This window comes from Auraticoccus cholistanensis (assembly GCF_009742705.1).
In the GTDB taxonomy this organism is placed as follows: Bacteria; Actinomycetota; Actinomycetes; order Propionibacteriales; family Propionibacteriaceae; genus Auraticoccus; species Auraticoccus cholistanensis.
Genome location: NZ_WPCU01000005.1, coordinates 548,294 through 572,114 on the forward strand (window position 1 = coordinate 548,294; position 23,821 = coordinate 572,114).

Genomic DNA, 23,821 nt, shown 5'->3' on the forward strand with positions numbered 1-23,821 from the left:
CACGCCCTCGCGCACCAGCACCCCCTCCCGGTCGCGGGTGAAGTCGACGATGCTCGAGGCGACGGGGCCGGGCGTCGGGCCCGCGTCGAGGTAGACGCTGACGCGGTCCCCCAGCTGCTCCACGGCCTCGTCGATCACGGTGGCGGCCGGCTGGCCGGAGCGGTTGGCGCTGCTGACCGCCAGCGGACCCGTCCGCCGCAGCAGGGCCCGGGTGACGTCGTGGTCGGGGACCCGCAGGGCGATCGTGCCGTTGGTCTCCCCCAGGTCCATCTGCAGGCTCCGCTGCGCCTTGCAGATCACCGTCAGCGGGCCCGGCCAGTGGGCGGCCACCAGGGCCTCGACCCCCTCGGGCAGGTCCGTGGCGAGCGCCCGCAGGATGGCCGGCTCGGCGATCAGCACCGGCGGCGGCATGTCGCGACCGCGGCCCTTGGCGTCGAGCAGCCGCTGCACCGCCTGGCTGGAGAAGGCGTCGGCCCCGATGCCGTACACGGTGTCGGTGGGCAGCACCACGCACTCGCCCCGCTCGATCGCCTGCCGGGCGGCGGTGGACCCGCCGTAGAGCTCGTCGCCGGTGCAGTCGAACCGCTGGTAGCCCTGCTCGTCACTCACCCGACGCATCCTGCCAGACCGTGCCACCCGTCGCGGTCGCACGGACGGGCGGGCGGACCGCAACCTCCTGGCGACCCCGGGCCCCACCGGCGAGAATGGCGCCATGTCCTCGCACCCCGAGCCGGCCCTGATCCGCACCGTCGCCGAGCTCGAGGAGGTCGTCGGCCGTCCCGTGCCCACCGCCCGGGACAAGGTCCGCCACCGGCTCACCGAGCTGGACCGCGCCTGGCTGGCCGCGTCCCCGTTCTGCGTGCTCGCGACCTCCGACGCCGCGGGCCGCTGCGACGCCAGCCCCAAGGGCGACCCGGCGGGGTCGCTGGTGCACGTGCTCGACGACACCCGGGTGGTGATCGCCGAGCGGCCCGGCAACCGGCGCGTGGACGGGTACCGCAACGTGCTGGAGAACCCGCACGTCGGTCTGCTGTTCCTGGTGCCCGGGCGCGGTGACACCCTCCGCGTCAACGGCCGGGCCCGGCTGGTCCGGGACGCCGACTGGTTCGACCGGCTGCGGGTGCGTGACCACCGTCCCGTGCTGGCCCTCGAGGTCACCGTCGAGGAGGTGTTCTCCCACTGCTCGAAGGCGTTCCTGCGCTCGCAGCTGTGGCAGCCCGAGAGCTGGCACCCCGACGCGCTCCCGTCCCGGGCGGCGATCGCCAAGGCGCTCGAGCGGCCGGAGACCGACCTCGCCGAGCTCGAGCGCTACTACGGCCCGTCCTACGCCGAGCGGCTGTACTGACCGCTGCCCTCAGCGGCGCACCGCGGTGACGAAGCGGGAGCGGTCGTTGAGGTCGCGGTGGTCGCGGACGGCGTCCCAGCCGCCGTGGTCGACGAAGAGCTGCACGACGGCCTCCTCCTGCACCTCGGCGTGCTCGGCGGCGACCAGACCACCCGGCCTGAGCAGCCGGGCCGCGGTGCGGGCGAGGACCCGCATCGCGTCCAGCCCGTCGGCGCCGGAGAACAGCGCCAGGTGGGGGTCGTGGTCGCGGACGTCGGGGGCCACCGACTCCCAGGCGCTCAGCGGGATGTAGGGCGGGTTCGCCACGACCACGTCGACGGTGCCGTCCAGCTCGGGCAGGGCGTCGGCCATGTCGCCCGCGTGCAGCTGCACCGTGGTGCCGGCCAGGTTCTGCTCGGCCCAGACCAGGGCGTCCTCGGAGAGCTCCACGGCGTGCACCACGGCGTGCGGCGCCTCGTCGGCCACGGCGCGGGCGATGGCTCCGGAGCCGGTGCACAGGTCGACCACCAGCGGACGCTCCAGCCCCGACAGCTGCTGCAGCACCCAGCCCACCAGCACCTCGGTCTCCGGCCGCGGCACGAAGACCCCCGGGCCGACCTGCAGCCGGACGTGGCGGAACCACGCCTCGCCGGTCAGGTGCTGCACGGGAGCACCGGCCACCCGGCGGCGGACCAGCTCGGCGAGCTGCTGCTCCTGCTCCGGGGTCATCGCCGGGGCGGTGAGCAGCGCCGCGGGCTCCACCTGCAGCAGGTGCCCGGCCAGGATCCGCGCCTCGGCGGCCGGTGCCGCCACGCCGGCGGCGGCCAGCCGTCCGGCGGCCTCGCGCAGCTGCTGCTGCAGCGAGCTGGCCGGGCTCACGCGCCGGCCTGCTGGAGCCGCTCGGCCACGTCGGCGGCCTGCAGCGCGTCGACGACCGGCTGCAGCCCGCCCGACAGCACGGTGTCGAGGTCGTGGGACTTGAAGCCGATGCGGTGGTCGGCGAAGCGGTTCTCCGGGTAGTTGTAGGTGCGGATCCGCTCGGCCCGGTCGACCGTGCGCACCTGCGAGCGGCGGGCGGCGGAGGCGGCGTCGGCGGCCTGCTCGGCGGCCAGCGCCGCCAGCCGCGCCCGCAGCATCCGCATCGCCTGCTCGCGGTTCTGCAGCTGCGAGCGCTCGTTCTGGCAGGAGACCACCACGCCGGTGGGCAGGTGGGTGATGCGCACCGCGGAGTCGGTGGTGTTGACGCCCTGGCCACCCGGGCCGGAGGAGCGGAAGACGTCGATGCGCAGGTCGTCCTCGGCCACCTCGACCTCGGTCTCCTCGACGTCGGGCATCACCAGCACGCCCGCGGCGGAGGTGTGCACCCGCCCCTGGGACTCGGTGACGGGGACCCGCTGCACCCGGTGCACGCCGCCCTCGAACTTCAGCCGGGCGTAGGGCATGGTCTCCGGCGGACCGGGGTTGGTGGCCTTGATGGCGGCGGTGACGGACTTGTAGCCGCCGAGGTCGGTCTCCTGGGCGTCCAGCACCTCGGCCTTCCAGCCGCAGGCCTCGGCGTAGCGGGTGTACATCCGCAGCAGGTCGCCGGCGAACAGCGCGGACTCCTCCCCGCCCTCCCCGGACTTGATCTCCAGCAGCACGTCGCTGGAGTCGTTGGGGTCGCGGGGGGCCAGCAGGTGGGTCAGCCGCTCCACCACGGTGGTGCGGCGCCGCTCCAGCTCGGTCGCCTCCTGGGCGAAGGCGGAGTCGTCGGCGGCGAGCTCGCGGGCGGCGGCGAGGTCGTCGTCGAGGGCCGACAGCTCCTCCAGCGCACGGACGGTCGGGGTCAGCTCGGCGTAGCGGCGTCCGATCCGGCGCACCCGCGCGGGGTCGGCGTGCACGGCCGGGTCGGCCAGGTCCCGCTCGAGCCGGGCGAACTCGTCCCGCAGGCCGGCGGCGGCGGGGAACGGCTCACTCACCTGGACGGCTCCTGGGTCGGTGGACGGGTGCGGACACGACGACGGCGCCGGAGTCGGTCGAACCGACCGCCGGCGCCGTCACGGTGCTGGAGGGACCTGCAGGGCCCCGCCGGCTCAGCGCTTCTTGGCGTACCGCTTCTCGAAGCGGGCCACGCGGCCACCGGTGTCGAGGATCTTCTGCTTGCCGGTGTAGAACGGGTGGCACGCCGAGCAGACCTCGGCACGGATGGTGCCGGTCTCGGACGTGCTGCGGGTGGTGAACGTGTTCCCGCAGGTGCAGCTCACCTGGGTCTCCACGTAGTTCGGGTGGATGTTGGCCTTCATGCAGATCTCCTCGTCGGTACGGTGCCGGGTCGCCCTGCGGGTCGGAGGACGTGAACCGGTACCAGCGGATCATTGTGCCTCAGCGTCCGGGGGCGGGCAACTATTCCGCCCCCGGGCGCCGGCCGGTCAGGACGTGCGGGCGCTCACTCGTCGCCCGGACGGGCCGGGGTGGTCTTGCTGATCACCATCAGGAACTCGGTGTTCGTCTGCGTCTTGCGCATCCGGTTGAGCAGCATCTCCAGGGCCTGCTGCCCGTCCAGCCCGGAGAGCACCCGGCGGAGCTTCCAGACGATCTGGAGCTCCTCGCGGCTCATCAGCAGCTCCTCGCGGCGGGTGCTGGAGGCGTCGACGTCCACGGCCGGGAAGATCCGCTTGTCGGCGAACTCGCGGCGCAGCCGCAGCTCCATGTTGCCGGTGCCCTTGAACTCCTCGAAGATCACCTCGTCCATCTTCGAGCCGGTCTCGATGAGCGCCGTGGCCAGGATGGTCAGCGAGCCGCCGTCCTCGATGTTGCGGGCGGCGCCGAAGAACCGCTTCGGCGGGAAGAGCGCCGCGGAGTCCACACCACCGGAGAGGATCCGGCCGCTCGCCGGGGCGGCGAGGTTGTAGGCCCGGCCCAGCCGGGTGATGCCGTCGAGCAGGATGACCACGTCGTGGCCCAGCTCCACCAGCCGCTTGGCCCGCTCGATCGCCAGCTCGGCCACGATCGTGTGGTCGCTGGCCGGACGGTCGAAGGTCGAGGCGATGACCTCGCCGTTGACGGTGCGCTGGAAGTCGGTGACCTCCTCGGGGCGCTCGTCGACCAGCACCACCATCAGGTGGATCTCGGGGTTGTTGGTGGTGATCGCGTTGGCGATCGACTGCATCACCAGCGTCTTGCCGGCCTTGGGCGGGGAGACGATGAGGCCTCGCTGGCCCTTGCCGATGGGGGCGACCATGTCGATGATCCGGTTGGTCATGTTGGTCGCCGTGGTCTCCAGCCGCAGCCGCTCCTGCGGGTACAGCGGGGTCAGCTTGCCGAACTCGGGGCGGTTGCGGGCCTGCTCCGGGGACGCGCCGTTGACGGTGTCGAGCCGGACCAGCGGCGTGTACTTCTCCTTGCGGTCGCCCTCGCGGGCGGCCTTGATGGCGCCGGTGATGACGTCGCCCTTGCGGAGACCGTGCTTGCGCACCATGGACATCGGCACGTAGGCGTCCTCGGGCCCGGGCAGGTAGCCGCTGCGCCGGACGAAGCCGTAGCTGTCGAGCACGTCGAGGATGCCGCTGACGTCGACGAGGACGTCGTCCTCGTTGATGGTCGTCTCGACCTCGAAGCGCTCGCCGCCGCCACCGCGCTGACGGCGGTTCTGCTGCCGGTCGCGGTTGCGCCGGCGCCGGCCGCGGCGACCGCCGCCGTCGTCGTCGTAGTCGCCGGCGCCGCCGCGCTCGACCTGCGAGCGGTTCTGCTGTCGGTCCTGCCGGTCGTCGCCACGCCCGTGCTGGCGGTCCTCGCCCCGACGCTCGCCCTGGCCGTCCTCCGAGCGACGCTCGGCCTGGCCGTCGCCCGAGCGGCGCTCGCCCTGGCTGTCATCCGAGCGGCGCTCGCGGCGGTCCTCGCGGGCGGTCCCACGGTCGTCGCGACGGCCGCGGTCCTCGCGCTCGTCCGCACGCCCGCCGCGCTCCTGGCTGCGGCCGGCGTCGCCGTCGGCGCGGTCCTCGACGGCGGTGCCGAAGTCACGGGCCAGGCTGGAGGCGACCTCGGCCACGGTGGAGGTGTCGGCGGCGGTGTCCTCGCCGCCGGAGCGGTCGCGACGGCGGCCACGGCGCCCGCTGCTGCGGACGGGGGCGCCCTCGACGGCGGGCAGCTCGGCCTGACCGGCGGGTGCCCCCAAAGTGGTCGGGGCGGTGGTGCTCGGGGCGGTGCTGGTCGGGGCGGTGGTGGTCGGGCTGGTGGTGGCCTCGATGCTCGTCGCGCGCTCCTGGCGGGGGGCGCGGCGGGCGGCGGCCTCGCCGTCGGCGGGACGCTGGTCGCCGTTGGCGGGGCGGCCACCGTCGGCGTCGCCGTTGGCGGGACGGCCGCTGCCGGACTCGCCGGCCTGGCGGCTCTTGATGGCTTCGATCAGCGCACCCTTGCGCATGCTGCCGGTGCCCTTGAGCCCCATCGAGGAGGCGAGCTGCTTCAGCTCGGGCAGGACCATGGCCTCCAGTCCGGTGCCCCGCGTGCGGCGAGCGCTCGGCCGGCCGCCCTGGGCGGCGTCGGGAGCCATGTCGGTGGTGTTGGTCACAGGTGTCCTTTCGACTCGGAGGATCCCGGGCCCGAGTGGCCGGTGTCGTGGGATCCCCCGCTGCCCGCTCTGGGCATCGTGGGCTCGCCGGAGCGAACCGTGGTACTGGTGGACCGTTCACGTCGTCCCTGGACGCGCAGCCGCGTCTGCTGAGGTGGTGGTTGACGCCGGTACGGCGTCGCACCTGACGTGGAGGTGCCTCGTCTGGCTGGCCGTGGAGAGCCCACGTGGGAGCCGGACGGTGCCCACGGTACCACCGCCCCGGTCGACATGCGCAGAACTCGACCGACGCGCCGTCAACCCCGTGCGGCGACCACCCGGGCGGCGGGACCGGGGGCCAGCAGGTGCACCCCGTAGCCGGCCGCCAGGGCCGTCCCCTCCTCCGTGGCGAGCCAGTCCTGCAGCCGGGCCACCTCGGGCTCGGCCAGCAGCACCAGCAGGGTGGGCCCCGCCCCCGACACCAGCGCCGCGAAGCCGGCCTCGCGCAGCGCCCGGCGCAGCCGGTCCGAGCCGGGCATCAGCGGCGCCCGCTGCTCCTGGTGCAGCCACTCGCGGGTGGCGGGCACCAGCAGCCGCGGCTCGCCGGCCAGCGCGTGCACCAGCAGCGCGGCCCGGCCGGAGTTCGCCGCCGCCGCGGCGTGGGGCACCACGTCGGGGAGGACCGCGCGCGCCCGCTCGGTCAGCACCGAGTCCGCCGGCACCAGCGCCACCGCGCGGAGCCGGGGGTCGAGCCGGCCCGGGCACACCGCGGCCTGGCCGCCCAGGTCCTCGGACCAGGTCAGCACCAGACCGCCGAAGATGGCGGCCGCCACGTTGTCGGCGTGTCCCTCCAGCGCGTGCGCCCGCTGCAGCAGCCAGTTCCGGTCGACCTCCTCGCCGGGGTGGGCCAGCGCCCAGGCGGCCAGCAGGCCCGCCACCAGCGCGGCCGAGGACGAGCCCAGCCCGCGCCCGTGCGGGATCGTGTTGTGGGCCTCCAGCCGGACGCCGGGCAGGTGGCGGCCGTGCTCGGCCAGCGCCTGCTCGCAGGTCGCCACCACCAGGTGCGTGCGGTCGCGGGGGACGCTGTCGGCCCCCTCCCCCCGCACCAGCACCTCGCAGCCCTCGGGCAGCACGGTGAGCGTGACCTCGTCCACCCAGTCCAGGGCGAGCCCGAGGCTGTCGAAACCAGGACCCAGGTTCGCGCTGCTGGCCGGCACCGCCACGGTGACCGACCGGCCCGGCTGCAGGGCGCGGGTCACCGGGTGAGCCCGCAGGCCTCGGCCACCTGGTGCACGTCCGGCTCCACCGTGGTGGCGGCGACCGTGTGGCGCGAGAGCGCGGTGTCGATGTCCTTGAGCCCGTTGCCGGTGACGGTAACGACGATCGTCAGCCCGCGGCCGACCTCGCCGGCGGCGTGCAGGGCCATCAGCCCGGCCACCCCCGAGGCCGAGGCCGGCTCCACGAAGATGCCCTCGCGGGCGGCGAGGAAGGCCTGCGCGTCCAGGATCTGCTCGTCGGTGACCGACTCGAAGCGACCGCCGGACTCCTCGCGGGCGGCGTTCGCCAGGTCGGCCGAGGCGGGGTTGCCGATCCGGATCGCGGTGGCCACCGTCTCCGGCTCCAGCACCGGGTGCCCCAGCACGAGCGGGGCCGCGCCGGCGGCCTGGAAGCCCCACATCCGAGGGCGACGCGTGCTCAGCCCGGCCTCGGCGTACTGGCGGTAGCCGCGCCAGTAGGCCGACACGTTGCCGGCGTTGCCGACGGGCAGCAGGTGCAGGTCGGGGGCGTCGCCGAGCACGTCGACCACCTCGAAGGCGGCGGTCTTCTGGCCCTCGATGCGGTCGGGGTTGACCGAGTTCACCAGCGCCACCGGGTAGACCTCGGCCAGCTTGCGGGCCACGGTGAGGCAGTCGTCGAAGTTGCCGTCGACCTGCACGATCTCGGCGCCGTGCACGATGGCCTGGGCCAGCTTGCCGCGGGCGATCCGCCCGGCCGGCAGCAGCACCACCGGACGCATCCCCGCGCGGCAGGCGTAGGCGGCGGCCGAGGCGGAGGTGTTGCCGGTGGAGGCGCAGACCACGGCCCGGGCGCCCTCCGCGGCGGCCCGGCTGACCGCCACGGTCATCCCCCGGTCCTTGAAGGAGCCGGTGGGGTTGGCGCCCTCGACCTTGATCCAGACCTCGCCGTGCACCAGGTCCGACAGCACCGGTGCGTGCACCAGCGGCGTGCTGCCCTCGCCGAGGCTGACCACGGGCCCGTCCGGCTCCACCGGCAGCCACTCGCGGTAGCGGGCGATCAGCCCGGCCGTGGCGGGCGTGCGACGCACCTCGCCCGCGGCCTCCGCACCGTTCGCGTCGACACCCATCTCAGGCTCCCTCCACCCTCATCACGCTGATCACCTCGTGCACCTCCGGCAGGCAGCGCAGCTGCTCCACCGTCGCCGACAGGTCGGCGTCGCGGGCGGCGTGGGTGACGATCACCAGCCGGGCGCTGCCGCCGGACTCGTGCACCTCCGCCGTGGTCACCGCCGGCGTGCCCCCGGTGCCCTCCTGGCGCACCGTCTGCAGCGACACCCCGTGCTCGGCGAAGCAGTGGGCCACCGAGGCCAGCACGCCGGTGACGTCGGCCACCGAGAGGCTCACGTGGTAGCTGGTCACCACGTCGCCGATCGGGGCGACCTGGCGGCGGGCGTAGCTGGACTCTCCCGGCCCCGAGGCGCCGCGGACGCGGTTGCGCGCCACCGTGACGAGGTCGCCCATCACGGCCGAGGCGGTCGGGCTGCCGCCGGCGCCGGGGCCGTAGAACATCAGCCGGCCGGCCGAGCGGGACTCCACGAAGACGGCGTTGTAGGCCCCGCCCACGGCGGCCAGCGGGTGGCTGCTGGGGATCATCGCCGGGTGCACCCGCACCGACACCCGCGGCTCGGGCTCGTCGGTGAGCGTGCAGATGGCCACCAGCTTGATCACCGACCCCATCGCCTCGGCGGTGGCGATGTCGGCCCGGGTCACCTCGGTGATGCCCTCGCGGTGGACGTCCTCGGCGCGGACCCGGGTGTGGAAGGCCAGGCTGGCGAGGATGGCGGCCTTGGCCGCGGCGTCGAACCCCTCCACGTCGGCGGTCGGGTCGGCCTCGGCGTAGCCGAGCTCCTGGGCCAGCGTGAGGGTCTCGGAGAAGCCGACGCCCTCGGTGTGCATCCGGTCGAGGATGAAGTTGGTGGTGCCGTTGACGATGCCCATCACGGTGGTGATCTCGTCCCCGACCAGGGACTCCCGCAGCGGGCGGATGATCGGGATGGCGCCGGCCACGGCCGCCTCGAAGTACAGGTCGGTGCCGGCGCGCTCGGCGGCGGTGAACAGGCTGCTGCCGTCCTCGGCCAGCAGCGCCTTGTTGGCCGTGACCACCGCGGCGCCGCGGTTCAGCGCGGCCAGGATGAGGGTGCGGGCGGGCTCGATGCCGCCGATCACCTCCACCACCAGGTCGATGTCCTCGCGCTCGACCAGTCCCTGCGCGTCGGTGGTCAGCAGCGCGGGGTCGATCCCCGGCCGCTCGCGGTTGAGCCGGCGGACGGCGATCCCCGCCAGCTCGACCGGGCGCCCGATCCGGGCACCCAGGTCGGCGGCGGACTCGGTCAGCAGCCGCGCCACCTCGCTGCCCACGGTGCCGCAGCCCAGCAGCGCCACCCGCAGCGGCCCCTCCGCGTCCGGTGGGCCCGCCGGCCCCGGGCGGTCTGGTCGGTCGGTCATCGGCTGTCCTCGTCTGGTGGGGGCGGCGGCGGGCGCGGCGCGGTGGCCGGACGTCCAGCGCCGTGCTCAGGTCACGGCAGATTGTGTCGCCTGGGGGGCCCTGCTGCGCAGGATCCTCAGCATGTGGGCAGCCGGGCCGCGAAACCGTCGACTTCCCCCAGGTGGACGGCTCAGGCGCCGGTGTCCAGCGCCAGCAGGTCGTCCAGGGTCTCGCGGCGGACCAGGGTGGTCAGCCGGCCGTCGCGGATCGACACCACCGGCGGTCGGGGCACGTGGTTGTAGTTGCTGGCCATCGAGCGGCTGTAGGCCCCGGAGGCCGGCACGGCCACCAGGTCGCCGGGGGCCACGTCGCCGGGCAGGAACTCGTCGCGGACCAGGATGTCCCCGCCCTCGCAGTGCTTGCCCACCACGCGGGAGAGCCGCGGCAGCGCACCGGAGGCGCGGTTGGCCACCGTGGCGGAGTACTCCGCGCCGTAGAGGGCCGGGCGGATGTTGTCGCTCATCCCGCCGTCGACGGCCACGTAGAGCCGCTCCGCACCGCTGTCGAGGCGGACGCCCTTGACGGTGCCGACCTCGTAGACGGCCATCGTGGAGGGCCCGGAGATCGCGCGCCCGGGCTCGATCGACAGGTCGGGCACGGCGACGTCGAGGGCTCGGCACTCGTGGGCGACGATCTCGCGCAGCGAGGTGGCCAGCTCGGCCGGCGTGGACGGGGAGTCCATCGTGGTGTAGGCGATGCCGAAGCCGCCGCCGAGGTCCATCTCGGGCATCTCGACCCCGCAGACGTCGCGGACCCGGGCGTGCAGCCCGAGGATGCGCCGGGCCGCCATCTCGAAGCCCTGGGTGTCGAAGATCTGCGAGCCGATGTGGGAGTGGATGCCGAGGAGCTCCAGCTGGTCGGACTCGTGGCAGCGGCGCAGCGCCTCCAGCGCCTGCCCGCTGGCGATGGAGAACCCGAACTTCTGGTCCTCGTGGGCGGTGGCGATGTACTCGTGGGTGTGGGCCTCGATGCCGGTGGTCACCCGCACCATCACCCGCGCCCGGGTGCCGCGCCGGCGCGTCAGCTCCTCCAGCCGGTCCAGCTCGTCGGAGGAGTCGACGATGATGCGGCCCACGCCGGCGTCGAGGGCGGCCGACAGCTCGGCCACCGACTTGTTGTTGCCGTGCAGCCCGATCACCCGCGGGTCCACCCCGGCCCGCAGCGCCACGGCGAGCTCGCCGCCGCTGCAGACGTCGACGCCCAGGCCCTCCTCGAAGACCCAGCGGGCGACCGCGGTGCAGATGAACGACTTCGCGGCGTAGTAGACCCGCCAGCCGTCGAAGGCCTCGGCGAACTCGCGCGCGCGGGCGCGCAGGTCCACCTCGTCGAGCAGGTACACCGGCGTGCCGACCTGGGCCACCGCCTCGGCCACCGGCAGCCCGCCGACCTCCAACCCGCCCTCGTCGCCGCGGCGCACCGTCCGGCTCCACAGCTGGGGGACGAGCGCGTTGACGTCCTCGGGCAGCTGCAGCCAGTGCGGGGCGGAGGCCACGGCGTCGGCGTGGATCGAGCCGGCCACGTGCATGTGCGTCATGCGGCAACTGTCCCCCACCGCACCTAGCGGGGCCCTCGCTGCCGGGAGGTGAGACGGACCGCCCGGACCTGCTAGTGTCGACCTCGGTCATGCGCCAGCCCCCGTAGCTCAGGGGATAGAGCACCGCCCTCCGGAGGCGGGAGCGAAGGTTCGAATCCTTCCGGGGGCGCATATCCAGCTGGTCCCGGACGCCGGCTCCGGACCGGCGGCCCGGGCGTGGCACGCACCGGCCACCAGGACACCGAGGAACCGATGACGTCACCCCACCCCGGGACCGCCGCCGCGGTGACCACCACCCCCGCCGTGCCCTGGTGGGGCGTGCTGAGCGCCTGGCTCGCCACCCGCGTGCTGGCCCTGGTCGTGTGGGGGCTCTTCGAGCTCGAGGCCACGGGCGACGTCCTCTACTACCACCGCCGGATCGGCGAGATGTTCGCCGGGGCGGGGCTGTCGGCCACGCTGGTGGAGTACCCCACCCCGGTCGTCTGGCTCCTCTCGCTGCCCTGGTTGGCCGGCGGCGGCAGCCAGGCGGGCTACCTGGCCGGGTTCGTGGTGGCCATGCTCGCCCTCGACGCCTGGCTGACGGTGCTGCTGCACCGCTCGTCGGCACGCTCGACCGCCGTGCTCTTCTGGGTCGGCTTCGTGCCGCTGCTCGGGCCGCTGACGCTGCTGCGCTTCGACATGGTCCCCGCCGTGCTCGCCGGCGTCGCCCTGCTGCTGGTGGCGCGGCGTCCCGCCCCCGCCGGCGCGCTGGTCGGGGTCGGGGCCGCGGTCAAGCTCTGGCCCGCGCTGCTGGTGCCGGCCCTGCTGGGCGACCGGCGGCGCCGGGGCCGGGTCCTGCTCGGCTTCTTCGGCGCCGGGGCCGGGCTCGCGCTGCTGAGCCTGGTCGCCGGCGGGGCGGAGCGGCTCTTCTCGCCGCTGACGTGGCAGTCCGACCGCGGGCTGCAGGTGGAGTCGGTGTGGGCCACCCCGGTCATGCTGTGGCACCTGCTGAGCCCCGAGCTGCACACGATCGGCATGTCGCGCTACCAGGCCTTCGAGGTCTTCGGCCCGCACGTGGCGGGGTGGACGTCGGCCGCCGACCTCTCGATGCTGGTCGGGCTGGCGGTGATGGCGCTGCTGTTCGTGCGCACCTGGCGCCGGGGTGCGGCCAGCCCGCTCGCCGCCGCGGCCGTGATGACGGCGGTGGTGGCCTGCATGATCGTCACCAACAAGACCCTCAGCCCGCAGTACGTGCTGTGGCTGGGCGGTCCGGTGGCCGTGCTGGTGCAGCAGGTCACCAGCCGCCCGGTACCGCGCCGGACGTCCCAGGCGGTCGTCCGGCTGGCGCTGGGCACGCTCGTGCTCGCGGCCCTGACGCACCTGGTGTACCCGGTGCTCTACTCCGCCATCGTCTACGACCCGCCCGGCCCGGCGCAGACGGCGGCGGTGCTCGTGCTGGCCGTGCGCAACGCCGGCCTGGTCGCGCTCACCGTTGTGTCGGTCGCGCTAGCCTGGAGGGTGACCGAAGGACCGGCCGCGCCGGCCCCCGGACGCCGCTGAGCGTCGGGACCCCCGTGTCCGACCGGTCCGAAGCGACACGTACCACTCGAGCACTGGTATGGCCTCTGCGACAGGGGCTTCGTTGGATACCATCGACCGGTGCCCCTGATCGGCACGTGCACCCGCTCGACACCGGAAGAAGGCGATCGTGGCCACCGCGCCCGGACCCACTGACTCATCCTCCACGGACACCGCAGACGACTTCGGCGCCAACGACTGGCTGCTGGAGATGATGTACGAGAAGTGGAGCGAGGACCCCTCCTCCGTCGACGCGAGCTGGCAGGCGTACTTCGCCGAGCACGGCGGCGGCAACGGCCACCAGCCGGCACCCAGGCGCCCTGCCTCGGAGAACGGCGCCGGCTCCCCGGCGGCCGCGCAGCAGCAGGCGACCCCGCGCCGGGCCGCCGAGCCCGCTTCCGCCGCCCAGGACGGGGACCGCGCGAGCGCCCGCAGCGAGCAGCAGACGGCGCCCGCCCCGGCCGCGCAGCAGAGCCAGGCGCCCGCCCCGCAGAAGAGCGAGCAGCAGCCCGCCGGCGAGGCCCCGGTCCGCAAGGCCCGCGTGGAGCGCCCGAACCAGGTCAAGGACACCCGTCCGGCCAAGGCCGGCAGCCACGGCGGCGTCCCCGCCGACCCGCCGAACCCGATGGTGCGCCCGGAGTCGAAGACGCGGGAGCCGAAGCGCACGACGCTGCGCGGTGCGCCGATGCGGACCGCGAAGAACATGGACGCCTCGCTGACGGTCCCCACCGCCACCAGCGTCCGCTCGGTGCCGATGAAGCTGGTGATCGACCAGCGGGTCGTCATCAACAACCACCTGCGCCGGGCCCGCGGCGGCAAGGTGTCGTTCACCCACATCCTGGGCTACGCCCTGGTCAAGGCGCTGGCCACCGTCCCGGCGATGAACAACTCCTACGAGGTCGTCGACGGCAAGCCCACCCTGGTCGAGCCCGGCCAGGTCAACCTCGGGCTGGCCATCGACCTGCCCGGCCGCGACGGCCAGCGGCAGCTGCTGGTGCCCAGCATCAAGGGCTGCGAGGAGCTGGACTTCGCCCAGTTCTGGGCCGCCTACGAGTCCCTGGTGCAGAAGGCGCGCGCCGGCAAGCTCGAGGTGTCGGACTTCGCCGGCACCACCATCACGCTGACCAACCCGGGCACCATCGGCACCAACCACTCGGTACCGCGGCTGATGCAGGGCCAGGGCGCCATCATCGGCGTCGGCTCCATCGCCTACCCGCCGGAGTTCGAGGGCGCCGACCCCGAGCGGCTGAACGACCTCGGCGTCTCCAAGGTCCTCACCCTCACCTCGACCTACGACCACCGGATCATCCAGGGTGCGCAGAGCGGTGAGTTCCTGGCCCGGATGCACCAGCTGCTGCTGGGGGCCGACGACTTCTACGACGAGATCTTCGCCTCGCTGCGGATCCCCTACGCCCCCATCCGGTGGGCGACCGACATGTCGAGCCACCACGAGGACCAGGTCTCCAAGCAGGCCAAGATCTTCGAGATGATCCAGGCCTACCGGTCCTCGGGCCACCTGATGGCCGACACGGACCCGCTGGAGTACCGCCAGCGCCACCACACCGACCTCGACGTGCAGACCCACGACCTGACGCTGTGGGACCTTGACCGGGAGTTCGCCACCGGTTCCTTCGGCCGCTCCAAGCCGATGATGAAGATGCGCGAGATCCTCGGCGTGCTGCGCGACTCCTACTGCCGCACCACCGGCATCGAGTACATGCACATCTACGACCCGGCGCAGCGGGCCTGGATCCAGGAGCGGGTGGAGCGTCCGCACGTCGACCTGCCCCGCGAGGAGCACCTGCGGATCCTGGACAAGCTCAACGAGGCCGAGATCTTCGAGACCTTCCTGCAGACGAAGTTCGTCGGGCAGAAGCGGTTCAGCCTCGAGGGCGGCGAGTCGACGATCGTGTTGCTGGACGAGCTGTGCGAGCAGGCGGCGAACTCCGGCATGGACGAGGTCTGCATCGGCATGCCGCACCGCGGCCGGCTGAACGTGCTGGCCAACATCGTCGGCAAGTCCTACGCCCAGATCTTCCGCGAGTTCGAGGGCAACATCGACCCGCGCACCGTCCAGGGCTCCGGCGACGTCAAGTACCACCTGGGCGCCGAGGGCCAGTTCACGGCGATGAACGGGCGCACCATCAAGACCTCGGTGGCGGCCAACCCGTCCCACCTGGAGGCCGTGAACCCGGTGCTGGAGGGCATCGCCCGGGCCAAGCAGGACGTGCTCAACCGCGGCAGCGAGTTCCCGGTGATGCCGATCCTGCTGCACGGCGACGCCGCCTTCGCCGGCCAGGGCGTGGTGCTGGAGACCCTGCAGATGAGCCAGCTGCGCGGCTACCGCACCGGCGGCACCGTGCACGTCATCGTCAACAACCAGGTGGGCTTCACCACCTCCCCGACGGAGTCCCGCTCCTCGGTCTACGCCACCGACGTGGCCAAGACGGTCGGCGCGCCGGTCTTCCACGTGAACGGCGACGACCCCGAGGCCTGCGTCCGGGTGGCCCGGCTGGCGTTCGAGTTCCGCAAGGAGTTCAACAAGGACGTCGTCATCGACCTCATCTGCTACCGCCGCCGCGGGCACAACGAGGGCGACGACCCGAGCTTCACCCAGCCGCTGATGTACCAGCTGATCGAGAAGAAGCGCTCGGTGCGCAAGCTGTACACCGAGGCGCTGATCGGCCGGGGCACCATCTCGGTCGAGGACGGCGAGGCGGTCTTCAAGCGGTTCCACGAGCGGCTGGAGAGCGTCTTCGCCGAGGTCCGCGAGGACAAGTCGTCCAACGACCCCTCCTACCGCCGGGTGCCGCAGTACCCGAGCAAGGCCGAGGGCTCGGGGACGACCGCGATCACGCCGGAGACGCTGAAGAAGGTGGCCGACGCCTACATCAACGTCCCCGACGGCTTCAGCGTGCACCCCAAGGTGCTGCCGCAGCTGCAGCGCCGGGCCGGCGCGATCACCTCGGGCCCGGTCGACTGGGCCACGGCGGAGATCATCGCCTTCGGCTCGCTGCTGCTCGAGGGCCGCGACGTCCGCCTCAGCGGCCAGGACAGCCGCCGCGGCACGTTCAGCCAGCGGTTCGCCGCGGTCGTCGACCGCCAGACCGGTGAGTCGTGGGTGCCGCTGCGCAACATGGACGACGAGCAGGGCCGGTTCTTCGTGTTCGACTCCCTGCTCAGCGAGTACGCCGCCCTCGGCTTCGAGTACGGCTACTCGGTGGCCCGTCCGGAGGCGCTCGTGCTGTGGGAGGCGCAGTTCGGCGACTTCATCAACGGGGCGCAGACGGTCGTCGACGAGTTCATCGTCTCTGGCGAGGCGAAGTGGACCCAGAAGTCGGGTGTCGTGCTGCTGCTGCCGCACGGCTACGAGGGGATGGGTCCCGACCACTCCTCGGCCCGGCTCGAGCGCTGGCTGCAGCTGAGCGCCGAGGACGCCATCACGGTGGCCGCCCCGTCGACCCCGGCGAGCTACTTCCACCTGCTGCGCACCCAGGCGCTGAGCAAGCGGCACCGCCCGCTGGTGGTGATGACCCCGAAGTCGATGCTGCGGAACAAGCACGCCACCTCCGACCCGGGGGACTTCACCGAGGGCAGCTGGCAGCCGGTGCTGGGCGACCCCACGGTGAGCGACCCGTCGAAGGTGGAGCAGGTCGTGCTCTGCTCGGGCAAGATCCGCTGGGACCTCATCAACCAGCGGGCCAAGGACGGCGACGAGGGCCGGGTGGCGATCATCGCCGTCGAGCAGCTCTACCCGCTGCCGGCCGAGGCGATCGCGGCGGAGCTGTCCCGCTACAGCCACGTCGACGACATCCGCTGGGTGCAGGAGGAGCCGGAGAACCAGGGCGCCTGGACGTTCATGTCCTACCACCTGCCCGACGCGGTCGCCGAGCACCTGGACGGGCGCCGGATCACGCTGCGCCCGTTCACCCGCAAGGCGGCCGCCGCGCCGTCGGTCGGGCTGTCCAAGGTGCACGAGTCGGAGCAGCGCGCGCTCATCTCCGAGGCCCTGGCCCGCCGCTAGTGCCGGCCCCGCTAGGGTCGTCCACCATGACGACCTCCGCAGCGCTGCGCACCCGCACCGTCGAGGAGCTCGTCCAGCAGGCCACCGACCTGCTGGGCGAGGCTCCGGACGGGGTCTGGGCCGCTCCCGGCCGGGTGAACCTGATCGGCGAGCACACCGACTACAACGACGGCTTCGTGATGCCGTTCGCGCTCCCCCACCGGGCCCTGGTCGCCGGCCGGCGCCGCGACGACGAGCAGTGGCGGATCGTCTCGCTCGACCTGGAGGAGTCCCACAGCCTCGGGGTCGACGACCTCGTCCCCGGCTCGCCGGGGTGGCAGTCCTACCTGGCCGGGGTGGTGTGGGCGCTGCGGGACGCCGGCCACGTCGTGGGCGGGGCCGACCTGGTGCTGAGCTCCGACGTGCCGCTGGGTGCCGGGCTGTCGTCGTCCGCGGCGCTGGAGTGCGCCACCCTGGCGGCGATGGCCGACCTGTACGGGCTCAGCATCGAGCCGCTGGAGCGGGCCCGGCTGGCCCGCCGGGCCGAGAACGCCTACGTCGGCGCCCCGACCGGGCTGCTCGACCAGGCGGCCTCGACGCTGTGCGCCGAGGGTCAGGCGCTCTTCCTCGACTGCCGCAGCGGCGAGGTGGAGCAGGTGCCCTTCGCCCCCTCCGCCGGCGGGCTGGAGATGCTGGTGCTCGACACCCGGGTCACGCACTCCCACGTCGACGGCGAGTACGGCGAGCGGCGACGCAGCTGCGAGCAGGCCGCCGAGCAGCTGGGCGTGGCCGCCCTCCGCGACGTCACCGACCTCGACGACGCCCTCGCGCGGCTGGACGACGAGGTGGTTCGCCGGCGGGTGCGGCACGTGGTGACCGAGAACGCCCGCGTGCTGCAGGCCGTCGAGGTGCTCCGCGAGGGCCGGCTGGACGCCCTGGCGCCGCTGCTGGACGCCTCGCACACCTCGATGCGCGACGACTACGAGATCACCGTGCCCGCCGTCGACCTGGCCGTGGAGACCGCCCGGTCGGCCGGCGCGCTGGGCGCCCGGATGACCGGCGGCGGCTTCGGCGGCTGCATCATCGCGCTGGTGCCCGAGGGCAGCTCGGACGCCGTCGGCGAGCAGGTGGCGGCTGCCTTCGCCGGGGCCGGTCACGAGCGTCCGCGCTGGTTCACCGCCCAGCCCTCCGCGGGCGCCCGACGGGTCGGCTGACCCAGGGCCCGCGCCCGCGGCGGGTGAGGTCGTCTCGGCCCGGAACTGTCAGACCCGGTTCGTAGATTCGGGGCATGTCGACCAGCAGTGACGCCGCCGCCGCGCTGCTGGCCGACGCCCAGGCACACCAGGCCGCCGAGCAGGCCGCCGCCGCGGCGCTGCTGCGGACCGCCGCCGACTGGGCCGATCTCCACCCGCCGGTCGAGGACGTCGCCGAGGCCACCTGGCAGGGCCGGCCCAGCGGGGTGCCGCTGGCTGGTCCCGGCACCCCGGCCGTCGACGGGGCCTGCGTGGCCGAGCTCGCCGCAGCGCTGCGCTGCTCCACCGACGCCGGCAGCGCGCTGATCGGGCAGGCCCTCGAGCTGCGCCACCGCCTCCCCCGCCTCTGGTCGCTCGTCCACCGGGGCGAGGTGGCGGCGTGGCAGGCCCGCCGGGTCGCCGCCCGCACCACCACCCTCACCGTCGAGACGGCCCGGTTCGTCGACGACCAGGTCGCCGCCGTGGCCGGTCGGATCGGCCCCACCCAGCTCGACCGGCTCATCACCGCCGCGACCATGCGGTTCATGCCCGCCGAGGCCGAACGGCAGCGCCTGGCTGCCGCCGACGGACGCCGCTTCGACATCCACCACGACCGCGACGGGTCGAGCTCCGGCCTCGCGGCGGTGACCGGCTGGCTCGACCTGCCCGACGCCCTCGACCTCGACGCCGCCGTCACCGACGGCGCCCGCGCCCTCGCCGACGCCGGCTGCCAGGCGTTGTTGGACGTGCGGCGCTCGATGGCCGTCGGTGAGCTCGCCCGCCACCAACCCGCCCTCGACCTCACCACGGCCGACAGCCGGACGGCTGAAGCTGGTCCGGCGCCCCGACCGCGGGTGCCCGTGACGCTCTACCTGCACCTGCCCGCGGAGTCCCTCCATTCAGGCACCGCACCCGGGTGGGTGGGTAACACCGGTACCCCGGTGACCGCTGGGCAGATCCGCGACTGGTGCGGACGGGCTGGCACCCGGATCACCGTCCGCCCGGTCGTCGACCTCAACACCGACCAGACGGTGCCGGGCTATCAGGTGCCGGAGCGGATCCGCGAGCACATCGCCCTGCGCGACCGGACCTGCGTGTTCCCCTGGTGCAGCCGACCGGCCCACCCCCACCCACGGCGCACCCGGGGCACCGACGGCGAACCCGGCTGGTCGACCGACGCCGACCACACCGTCCCCTTCGCCGCCGGCGGCACCACCGCCACCGACAACCTCGCCCCGCTCTGCCGGCGCCACCACCGGCTGAAGACCTTGCACGGCTGGCGCTACCGACGCACCGCACCCGGCCGCTACCTGTGGACCAGCCCCCACGGGCTCCACTTCACCCGCGGCCCCGACGGCACCACCCCCGGCAGCACCACCGGACCGCCACCGCCCGCGACCCCGACGGCACCACGCACCTGGACCATCACGCTCCCACCCGACCCCCGCCCACGAGAACGCGACCCGGTCCCCACCGGCTAGAGCTAGCTGGAACTCTTCACCCTCCCGACGGGATGACTCCTGCTCCGAGCCCGGGGCAGGCGCCGGCTCGGACCTCCCCGCACCTGGTACGAGCCTGCCGCCGTCGCGCCCGCACGCCCACCGCGCCTCGCATCCCAACCCGGTCCCAGCGCGCGGCGACGCAGCAACGCACCGCGCCACCGTGCGCTGTGGCCGGCTGTCGCTTGCAACCGAGCCCCGCCGCAGCTGCGGGACCGGACGCGAGCACCCACCCCTACGGACACCCTTGCCCCGCTCCGCCGACGCCACCACCGGCTGGATGCCCTGACTGCCGGCGCTACCGACGCACCGCACCGGGAGAAGTACGGGGGGACCGGCCCCGGTCTCCGCGCCGGCGGGAGCCACCGGGACCACCTCCCGGCACCCCTGTCCCACCTCTCCCCCGCACCGGTCGCCCGCGCCCCCGTGGACGCGCCCGGTGACGCCCGGCGGACGCGTGCCGGCCACGGGCCCAGGTGACGGACAGGTATCAATCAGCGCCCCGGTGACCTCCCGGTGACGTCTCGCCGACCGATCGGTGCCAGGATGACTGCGCCGCACCGAACGAGAACCGCAAGGAGCATCCTGTGAGGACCCGCCACATCGCCGCCGCCGCGCTCAGCGCGCTCGCCCTGACGCTGTCCGCCTGCGGGTCGGACTCGTTGAGCACCAACCCGGGTGGCGGGGACACCGGCGGCGGCTCCCAGAGCCCGGCGCCGCAGGTGAGCGCGAACGAGGAGCTGAAGGCCCTGCTGCCCCAGGAGATCCAGGACTCCGGCGTCATCCAGGTCGGCACCGACGCCAGCTACGCGCCGAACGAGTTCCTCGACGCCGACGGCGAGACGGTCATCGGCATGGACATCGACCTGTTCGACGCCGTGGCGGCCAAGCTGGGCGTCACCGCGGAGTACCAGCCGGCCACCTTCGACACGATCATCACCGGCGTGCAGAGCGGGCGCTACGACGTGGGCGTGTCCAGCTTCACCATCAACGAGGAGCGCACCAAGCAGGTCAACATGGTGAGCTACTTCTCCGCCGGCACCCAGTGGGCCGCGGCCGCCGGCAACCCCGAGGGCGTCGACCCGGAGAACCCGTGCGGCCTGGTCGTCGCGGTGCAGACCGGAACGGTCCAGCAGGAGGAGGACCTGCCCGTCCGCCAGGAGGCCTGCGGCGACGACCCGATGGAGATCCTGCCCTTCGACGGCCAGGACCAGGCCACCAACGCCCTGGTCAGCGGCCGCGCCGACGCCATGCTCGCCGACTCCCCCGTGGTGGCCTACGCGGTGCAGCAGACCGGCGGCCAGCTGGAGACCGTCGGCGAGATCTACGACGCCGCCCCCTACGGCTACGTGGTGCCGACCGAGCAGCGCCAGTTCGCCGAGGCGCTGAGCCAGGCCCTGACCGAGCTCGAGGCCGAGGGCGTCTACACCGCGGCCCTCGAGACCTGGAACGTCGAGGACGGCGCCATCGACACCTTCGAGATCCACCCCTGATCGGCCGCTCGTGAGCGAGCAGTCCTCCACCGGCTCCGCCGGGACCGAGCGTCCCGGGCTGATCGACGCCGTCCCGGTCCGCCACCCGTGGCGGTGGGTGGCCGTGGCGGTGATCGCCGTGCTGGTGGCCATGCTGGTCAACCTGCTGGTGCGCAACCCGGCCTGGAACTGGCCGTTCGTGCTGGAGGCGATGAACCAGACCCCGGTCATCCGCGGTCTCTTCTTCGGCACCCTGCTCTGCACCGCGCTGGGCATGGCCTTCGGCGTCGCGGGCGGGGTCCTGCTCGCGGTGATGCGGCTCTCGGACAACCCGGTGCTGCGCGGGGTGGCCTGGGTCTACACCTGGTTCTTCCGGGCCGTCCCCCGCTACGTGCTGCTGGTCACCCTCGGCGCCATCGGGGTGCTCTTCCCCGACGGCATCTCGCTGGGCGTCCCCTTCGACTGGGTGATCATCGACGCGCTCGGGCTGCAGGGCGACTGGCGCTTCCTCACCCTGGACGCCAACCAGCTCTTCACCGGGCTGTTCGGGGCGGTCTTCGGCCTGGCGGCCTCCGAGGCCGCCTACATGGCCGAGATCGCCCGCTCCGGCATCCTCAGCGTGGACCGCGGCCAGACCGAGGCCGCACAGGCCCTGGGCATGCCGCGCCGGCTCACCATGCGGCGGATCGTGCTGCCGCAGGCCATGCGGGTGATCCTGCCGCCCACCGGCAACGAGCTCGTCGCCATGCTGAAGGACACCTCGCTGCTGGTGGGGATCCCGCTGACCATCGAGATGTTCTTCCAGCTGCAGTCCATCGGCTCGCGGACCTACCAGACCTTCCCCGTGCTGGTCGCCGCGACGCTGTACTACCTGATCATCACCAGCGTCCTGATGGCCGGGCAGGCGTGGCTCGAGCGGCGCTTCGGCCGGGGGGTGCGGGCATGAGCGAGCAGCAGCCCCTGGTGCGGGCGGTCAACGTCATCAAGGACTTCGGCGCCACGCGCGTCCTGCACGGGATCGACCTGGAGGTCCACCGCGGGGAGGTGGTCTGCCTGCTGGGTCCCTCCGGGTCGGGCAAGACGACCTTCCTGCGGCTGATCAACCAGCTGGAGTCGCTCACCGGCGGACGCATCTGGGTCGACGGCGAGCTCATCGGCTTCGAGGAGCGCCGCGGCCGGCTGCACGTCCGCAAGGACGCCGACATCGCCCGCCAGCGCTCCCGCATCGGCATGGTCTTCCAGCGGTTCAACCTGTTCCCGCACATGACGGCGCTGGAGAACGTCGTCGAGGCCCCGGTGCACGTCCGCGGCGTCCGCCCGTCGCGAGCCCGGGAGGAGGCCCGTCGGCTGCTGGACCTGGTGGGGCTGGCCGAGCGGGCCGACTTCTACCCCAGCCAGCTCTCCGGCGGCCAGCAGCAGCGGGTCGCGATCGCCCGGGCGCTGGCCATGGAGCCTGAGCTCATGCTCTTCGACGAGCCCACCTCCGCCCTGGACCCCGAGCTGGTCGGCGAGGTGCTGGCGGTGATGCGCGACCTCGCCCGCGACGGGATGACCATGGTCGTGGTCACCCACGAGATGTCCTTCGCCCGTGAGGTGGCCGACCGCGTGGTGTTCATGGACGCCGGGGTGGTCGTCGAGGAGGGCGCGCCGGAGCAGGTGCTGCGCCGTCCCCGGCACGAGCGCACCCAGGCCTTCCTGGCCCGCGTGCGCCGGGAGGAGCAGGCCGCCGAGGAGCGGATCAGCGCCGAGCTGGAGCAGCTCGGCGAGTGAGCCGACGCACCGGGGCAGCGGTCAGTGCTGGCCCTCGGGGCCGTTCAGCCCGCCGCCCCCGGTGAGGGCGACGGTGGAGACCGGCAGCAGCAGGCACACCAGGCACAGCAGCGACGCCCCGCCCAGCGCCAGCGTCACCCAGGTGGTGCTGCCGCCCAGGAAGCTCCAGGCCACCGGCAGGTGCAGCAGGTGGACGGCCACCGCGGGTCCCCGGCTCCAGCGCCGGGCCCGCCGCAGCCCGTGGGCGACCAGCAGCAGGAAGGCCCCGTAGGCCAGCATCAGCACGCCGGTGCCGACCCCCACGATCCAGCGTCGGGGGTCGGTGCTCGCGGCCTCGAGGACCCCGAACCCGACGGCCACCACGGCCAGCAGTGCGGTGACCAGGGCGGCCAGGAACAACGCCGGTGGTACGGACGTTGTGCGTGCGGTGCTCATCCGCGCATGCTACGTGGCCGACGGTGCCGTCCGGGGGGACGACGGCAGTGTGACCGAGGCGACGTGAGTCAGACCTTGTGTCATGGGTAATTCGTTGCCACAGTTGAGCGGCGAACCAGTAACACGTCTGTCACAAAGGTGTGCCGAGCGCCGTGGAAGCAGCAGTTCGTACCGAAGTGAGATGAAGGAGTTCGCATGGATTGGCGCCATCAGGCTGCCTGTCTGGACGAGGACCCGGAGCTGTTCTTCCCCATCGGGAACACCGGCCCGGCCCTGTTGCAGATCGAGGAGGCCAAGCAGGTCTGCCGCCGCTGTGACGTCCAGGAGGCGTGCCTGCAGTGGGCGATCGAGGCCGGTCAGGACCACGGTGTGTGGGGCGGCATGAGCGAGGACGAGCGTCGGGCGCTCAAGCGGCGGGCGGCACGCTCGCGGCTGCGGACGGCCTGAGGTCGAGCAGACCTGGGTCCCTCGCAGACACAGACGGCGCCGGATGCACGTCCGGCGCTTTTTGTGTCTCCGGGGGCCTTCCGCCCCGGTCACGGCTCAGCTGAGCGAGCTGTTGCTCGGCGGGTCGTCCAGCGGCAGCACCACCCGCGCGGTGGAGCCGCGGCCGGCCTCGTTGGGGCCGAGGGTGAACTCCCCACCGAGGTCGCGCACCAGCGTCGAGACGATGGACAGCCCCAGGCT

At 73.5% G+C, this 23,821-nt stretch carries 20 protein-coding genes and 1 tRNA gene; 10 read left to right on the top strand and 11 right to left on the bottom strand.

The window, feature by feature from the left end; all coding sequences use genetic code 11:
- Positions 1-609: L-threonylcarbamoyladenylate synthase (locus GC722_RS08460; protein WP_331714558.1), on the bottom strand; the 609-nt coding region annotated here is incomplete at its 3' end.
- A gap of 103 nt (positions 610-712) precedes the next feature.
- Here GC722_RS08460 and GC722_RS08465 point away from each other — a divergent pair.
- A complete protein-coding gene (locus GC722_RS08465) occupies positions 713-1,345 on the top strand; it encodes a pyridoxamine 5'-phosphate oxidase family protein (RefSeq protein ID WP_156609506.1) in 633 nt (210 codons plus the stop codon).
- A gap of 9 nt (positions 1,346-1,354) precedes the next feature.
- Here the strand turns inward: GC722_RS08465 and prmC are convergent, their stop codons facing one another.
- From prmC to lysA, 8 genes are all read right to left on the bottom strand, one after another.
- Positions 1,355-2,203, bottom strand: coding sequence for a peptide chain release factor N(5)-glutamine methyltransferase (gene prmC, locus GC722_RS08470; protein WP_331714559.1), 849 nt, complete (start codon positions 2,201-2,203; stop codon positions 1,355-1,357).
- On the bottom strand, positions 2,200-3,282 hold the full coding sequence (prfA, locus tag GC722_RS08475) for a peptide chain release factor 1 (RefSeq protein ID WP_331714560.1): 1,083 nt from the start codon (positions 3,280-3,282) through the stop codon (positions 2,200-2,202). Before prfA ends, prmC begins: the two co-directional genes overlap by 4 nt.
- Before the next feature lie 114 nt (positions 3,283-3,396).
- On the bottom strand, positions 3,397-3,606 hold the full coding sequence (gene rpmE / locus GC722_RS08480; protein WP_156609507.1) for a 50S ribosomal protein L31: 210 nt from the start codon (positions 3,604-3,606) through the stop codon (positions 3,397-3,399).
- A 143-nt stretch (positions 3,607-3,749) separates the two neighbouring features.
- Positions 3,750-5,870, bottom strand: a complete 2,121-nt coding sequence (gene rho, locus GC722_RS08485; RefSeq protein ID WP_408609301.1) for a transcription termination factor Rho — start codon at positions 5,868-5,870, stop codon at positions 3,750-3,752.
- 296 nt (positions 5,871-6,166) lie between these two features.
- Positions 6,167-7,108 (bottom strand): homoserine kinase, encoded by a 942-nt coding sequence (thrB, locus tag GC722_RS08490; protein WP_197429914.1) that lies wholly within the window; start codon positions 7,106-7,108, stop codon positions 6,167-6,169.
- On the bottom strand, positions 7,105-8,214 hold the full coding sequence (gene thrC / locus GC722_RS08495) for a threonine synthase (RefSeq protein WP_156609509.1): 1,110 nt from the start codon (positions 8,212-8,214) through the stop codon (positions 7,105-7,107). Before thrC ends, thrB begins: the two co-directional genes overlap by 4 nt.
- 1 nt (position 8,215) lies before the next feature.
- A complete protein-coding gene (locus GC722_RS08500; RefSeq protein ID WP_156609510.1) occupies positions 8,216-9,592 on the bottom strand; it encodes a homoserine dehydrogenase in 1,377 nt (458 codons plus the stop codon).
- Positions 9,593-9,762: 170 nt separating this feature from the next.
- A complete protein-coding gene (lysA, locus tag GC722_RS08505; protein ID WP_156609511.1) occupies positions 9,763-11,166 on the bottom strand; it encodes a diaminopimelate decarboxylase in 1,404 nt (467 codons plus the stop codon).
- Between the two features lie 97 nt (positions 11,167-11,263).
- Between lysA and GC722_RS08510 the strand changes: the two genes are divergently transcribed.
- The 8 genes from GC722_RS08510 (at position 11,264) to GC722_RS08545 (ending at position 22,699) form a co-directional block, all read left to right on the top strand.
- Positions 11,264-11,335: transfer RNA gene (locus GC722_RS08510), tRNA-Arg, on the top strand.
- A gap of 83 nt (positions 11,336-11,418) precedes the next feature.
- A complete protein-coding gene (locus GC722_RS08515) occupies positions 11,419-12,705 on the top strand; it encodes a glycosyltransferase 87 family protein (RefSeq protein WP_156609512.1) in 1,287 nt (428 codons plus the stop codon).
- Positions 12,706-12,853: 148 nt separating this feature from the next.
- Entirely contained in the window at positions 12,854-16,747 is a 3,894-nt protein-coding gene (locus GC722_RS08520) for a multifunctional oxoglutarate decarboxylase/oxoglutarate dehydrogenase thiamine pyrophosphate-binding subunit/dihydrolipoyllysine-residue succinyltransferase subunit (RefSeq protein WP_331714561.1), read from the top strand.
- A gap of 26 nt (positions 16,748-16,773) precedes the next feature.
- Positions 16,774-17,940, top strand: coding sequence for a galactokinase (gene galK / locus GC722_RS08525; RefSeq protein ID WP_156609513.1), 1,167 nt, complete (start codon positions 16,774-16,776; stop codon positions 17,938-17,940).
- 74 nt (positions 17,941-18,014) lie between these two features.
- A complete protein-coding gene (locus tag GC722_RS08530; RefSeq protein WP_156609514.1) occupies positions 18,015-19,439 on the top strand; it encodes an HNH endonuclease signature motif containing protein in 1,425 nt (474 codons plus the stop codon).
- A 605-nt stretch (positions 19,440-20,044) separates the two neighbouring features.
- A complete protein-coding gene (locus tag GC722_RS08535) occupies positions 20,045-20,950 on the top strand; it encodes an ABC transporter substrate-binding protein (RefSeq protein ID WP_331714562.1) in 906 nt (301 codons plus the stop codon).
- 10 nt (positions 20,951-20,960) lie between these two features.
- A complete protein-coding gene (locus tag GC722_RS08540; protein ID WP_331714563.1) occupies positions 20,961-21,875 on the top strand; it encodes an amino acid ABC transporter permease in 915 nt (304 codons plus the stop codon).
- Positions 21,872-22,699 (top strand): amino acid ABC transporter ATP-binding protein, encoded by an 828-nt coding sequence (locus GC722_RS08545; protein ID WP_156609515.1) that lies wholly within the window; start codon positions 21,872-21,874, stop codon positions 22,697-22,699. Before GC722_RS08540 ends, GC722_RS08545 begins: the two co-directional genes overlap by 4 nt.
- Positions 22,700-22,720: 21 nt before the next feature.
- Here GC722_RS08545 and GC722_RS08550 read toward each other — a convergent pair whose 3' ends face one another.
- Positions 22,721-23,134, bottom strand: coding sequence for a hypothetical protein (locus GC722_RS08550; RefSeq protein ID WP_156609516.1), 414 nt, complete (start codon positions 23,132-23,134; stop codon positions 22,721-22,723).
- Positions 23,135-23,329: 195 nt separating this feature from the next.
- On the opposite strand from GC722_RS08550, the gene GC722_RS08555 reads away from it, so the two are divergent.
- The gene (locus tag GC722_RS08555; protein WP_156609517.1) at positions 23,330-23,581 is read left to right on the top strand and encodes a WhiB family transcriptional regulator; all 252 of its coding nucleotides are present in this window, start codon (positions 23,330-23,332) and stop codon (positions 23,579-23,581) included.
- A 96-nt stretch (positions 23,582-23,677) separates the two neighbouring features.
- On the opposite strand, the gene GC722_RS18280 is transcribed toward GC722_RS08555, so the two are convergent.
- A partial coding sequence (locus GC722_RS18280; RefSeq protein WP_231747643.1) for an ATP-binding protein occupies positions 23,678-23,821 on the bottom strand: 144 nt, incomplete at its 5' end.

Excerpts from the sequence above, each read along its gene's own strand:
- rpmE (WP_156609507.1), bottom strand. The coding sequence starts at position 3,606 with ATGAAGGCCAACATCCACCCGAACTACGTGGAGACCCAGGTGAGCTGC.
- GC722_RS08530 (WP_156609514.1), top strand. The coding sequence starts at position 18,015 with ATGTCGACCAGCAGTGACGCCGCCGCCGCGCTGCTGGCCGACGCCCAG.
- lysA (WP_156609511.1), bottom strand. The coding sequence starts at position 11,166 with ATGACGCACATGCACGTGGCCGGCTCGATCCACGCCGACGCCGTGGCC.
- GC722_RS08515 (WP_156609512.1), top strand. The coding sequence starts at position 11,419 with ATGACGTCACCCCACCCCGGGACCGCCGCCGCGGTGACCACCACCCCC.
- galK (WP_156609513.1), top strand. The coding sequence starts at position 16,774 with ATGACGACCTCCGCAGCGCTGCGCACCCGCACCGTCGAGGAGCTCGTC.
- GC722_RS08465 (WP_156609506.1), top strand. The coding sequence starts at position 713 with ATGTCCTCGCACCCCGAGCCGGCCCTGATCCGCACCGTCGCCGAGCTC.
- GC722_RS08555 (WP_156609517.1), top strand. The coding sequence starts at position 23,330 with ATGGATTGGCGCCATCAGGCTGCCTGTCTGGACGAGGACCCGGAGCTG.
- GC722_RS08550 (WP_156609516.1), bottom strand. The coding sequence starts at position 23,134 with ATGAGCACCGCACGCACAACGTCCGTACCACCGGCGTTGTTCCTGGCC.
- thrC (WP_156609509.1), bottom strand. The coding sequence starts at position 8,214 with ATGGGTGTCGACGCGAACGGTGCGGAGGCCGCGGGCGAGGTGCGTCGC.
- GC722_RS08545 (WP_156609515.1), top strand. The coding sequence starts at position 21,872 with ATGAGCGAGCAGCAGCCCCTGGTGCGGGCGGTCAACGTCATCAAGGAC.
- GC722_RS08500 (WP_156609510.1), bottom strand. The coding sequence starts at position 9,592 with ATGACCGACCGACCAGACCGCCCGGGGCCGGCGGGCCCACCGGACGCG.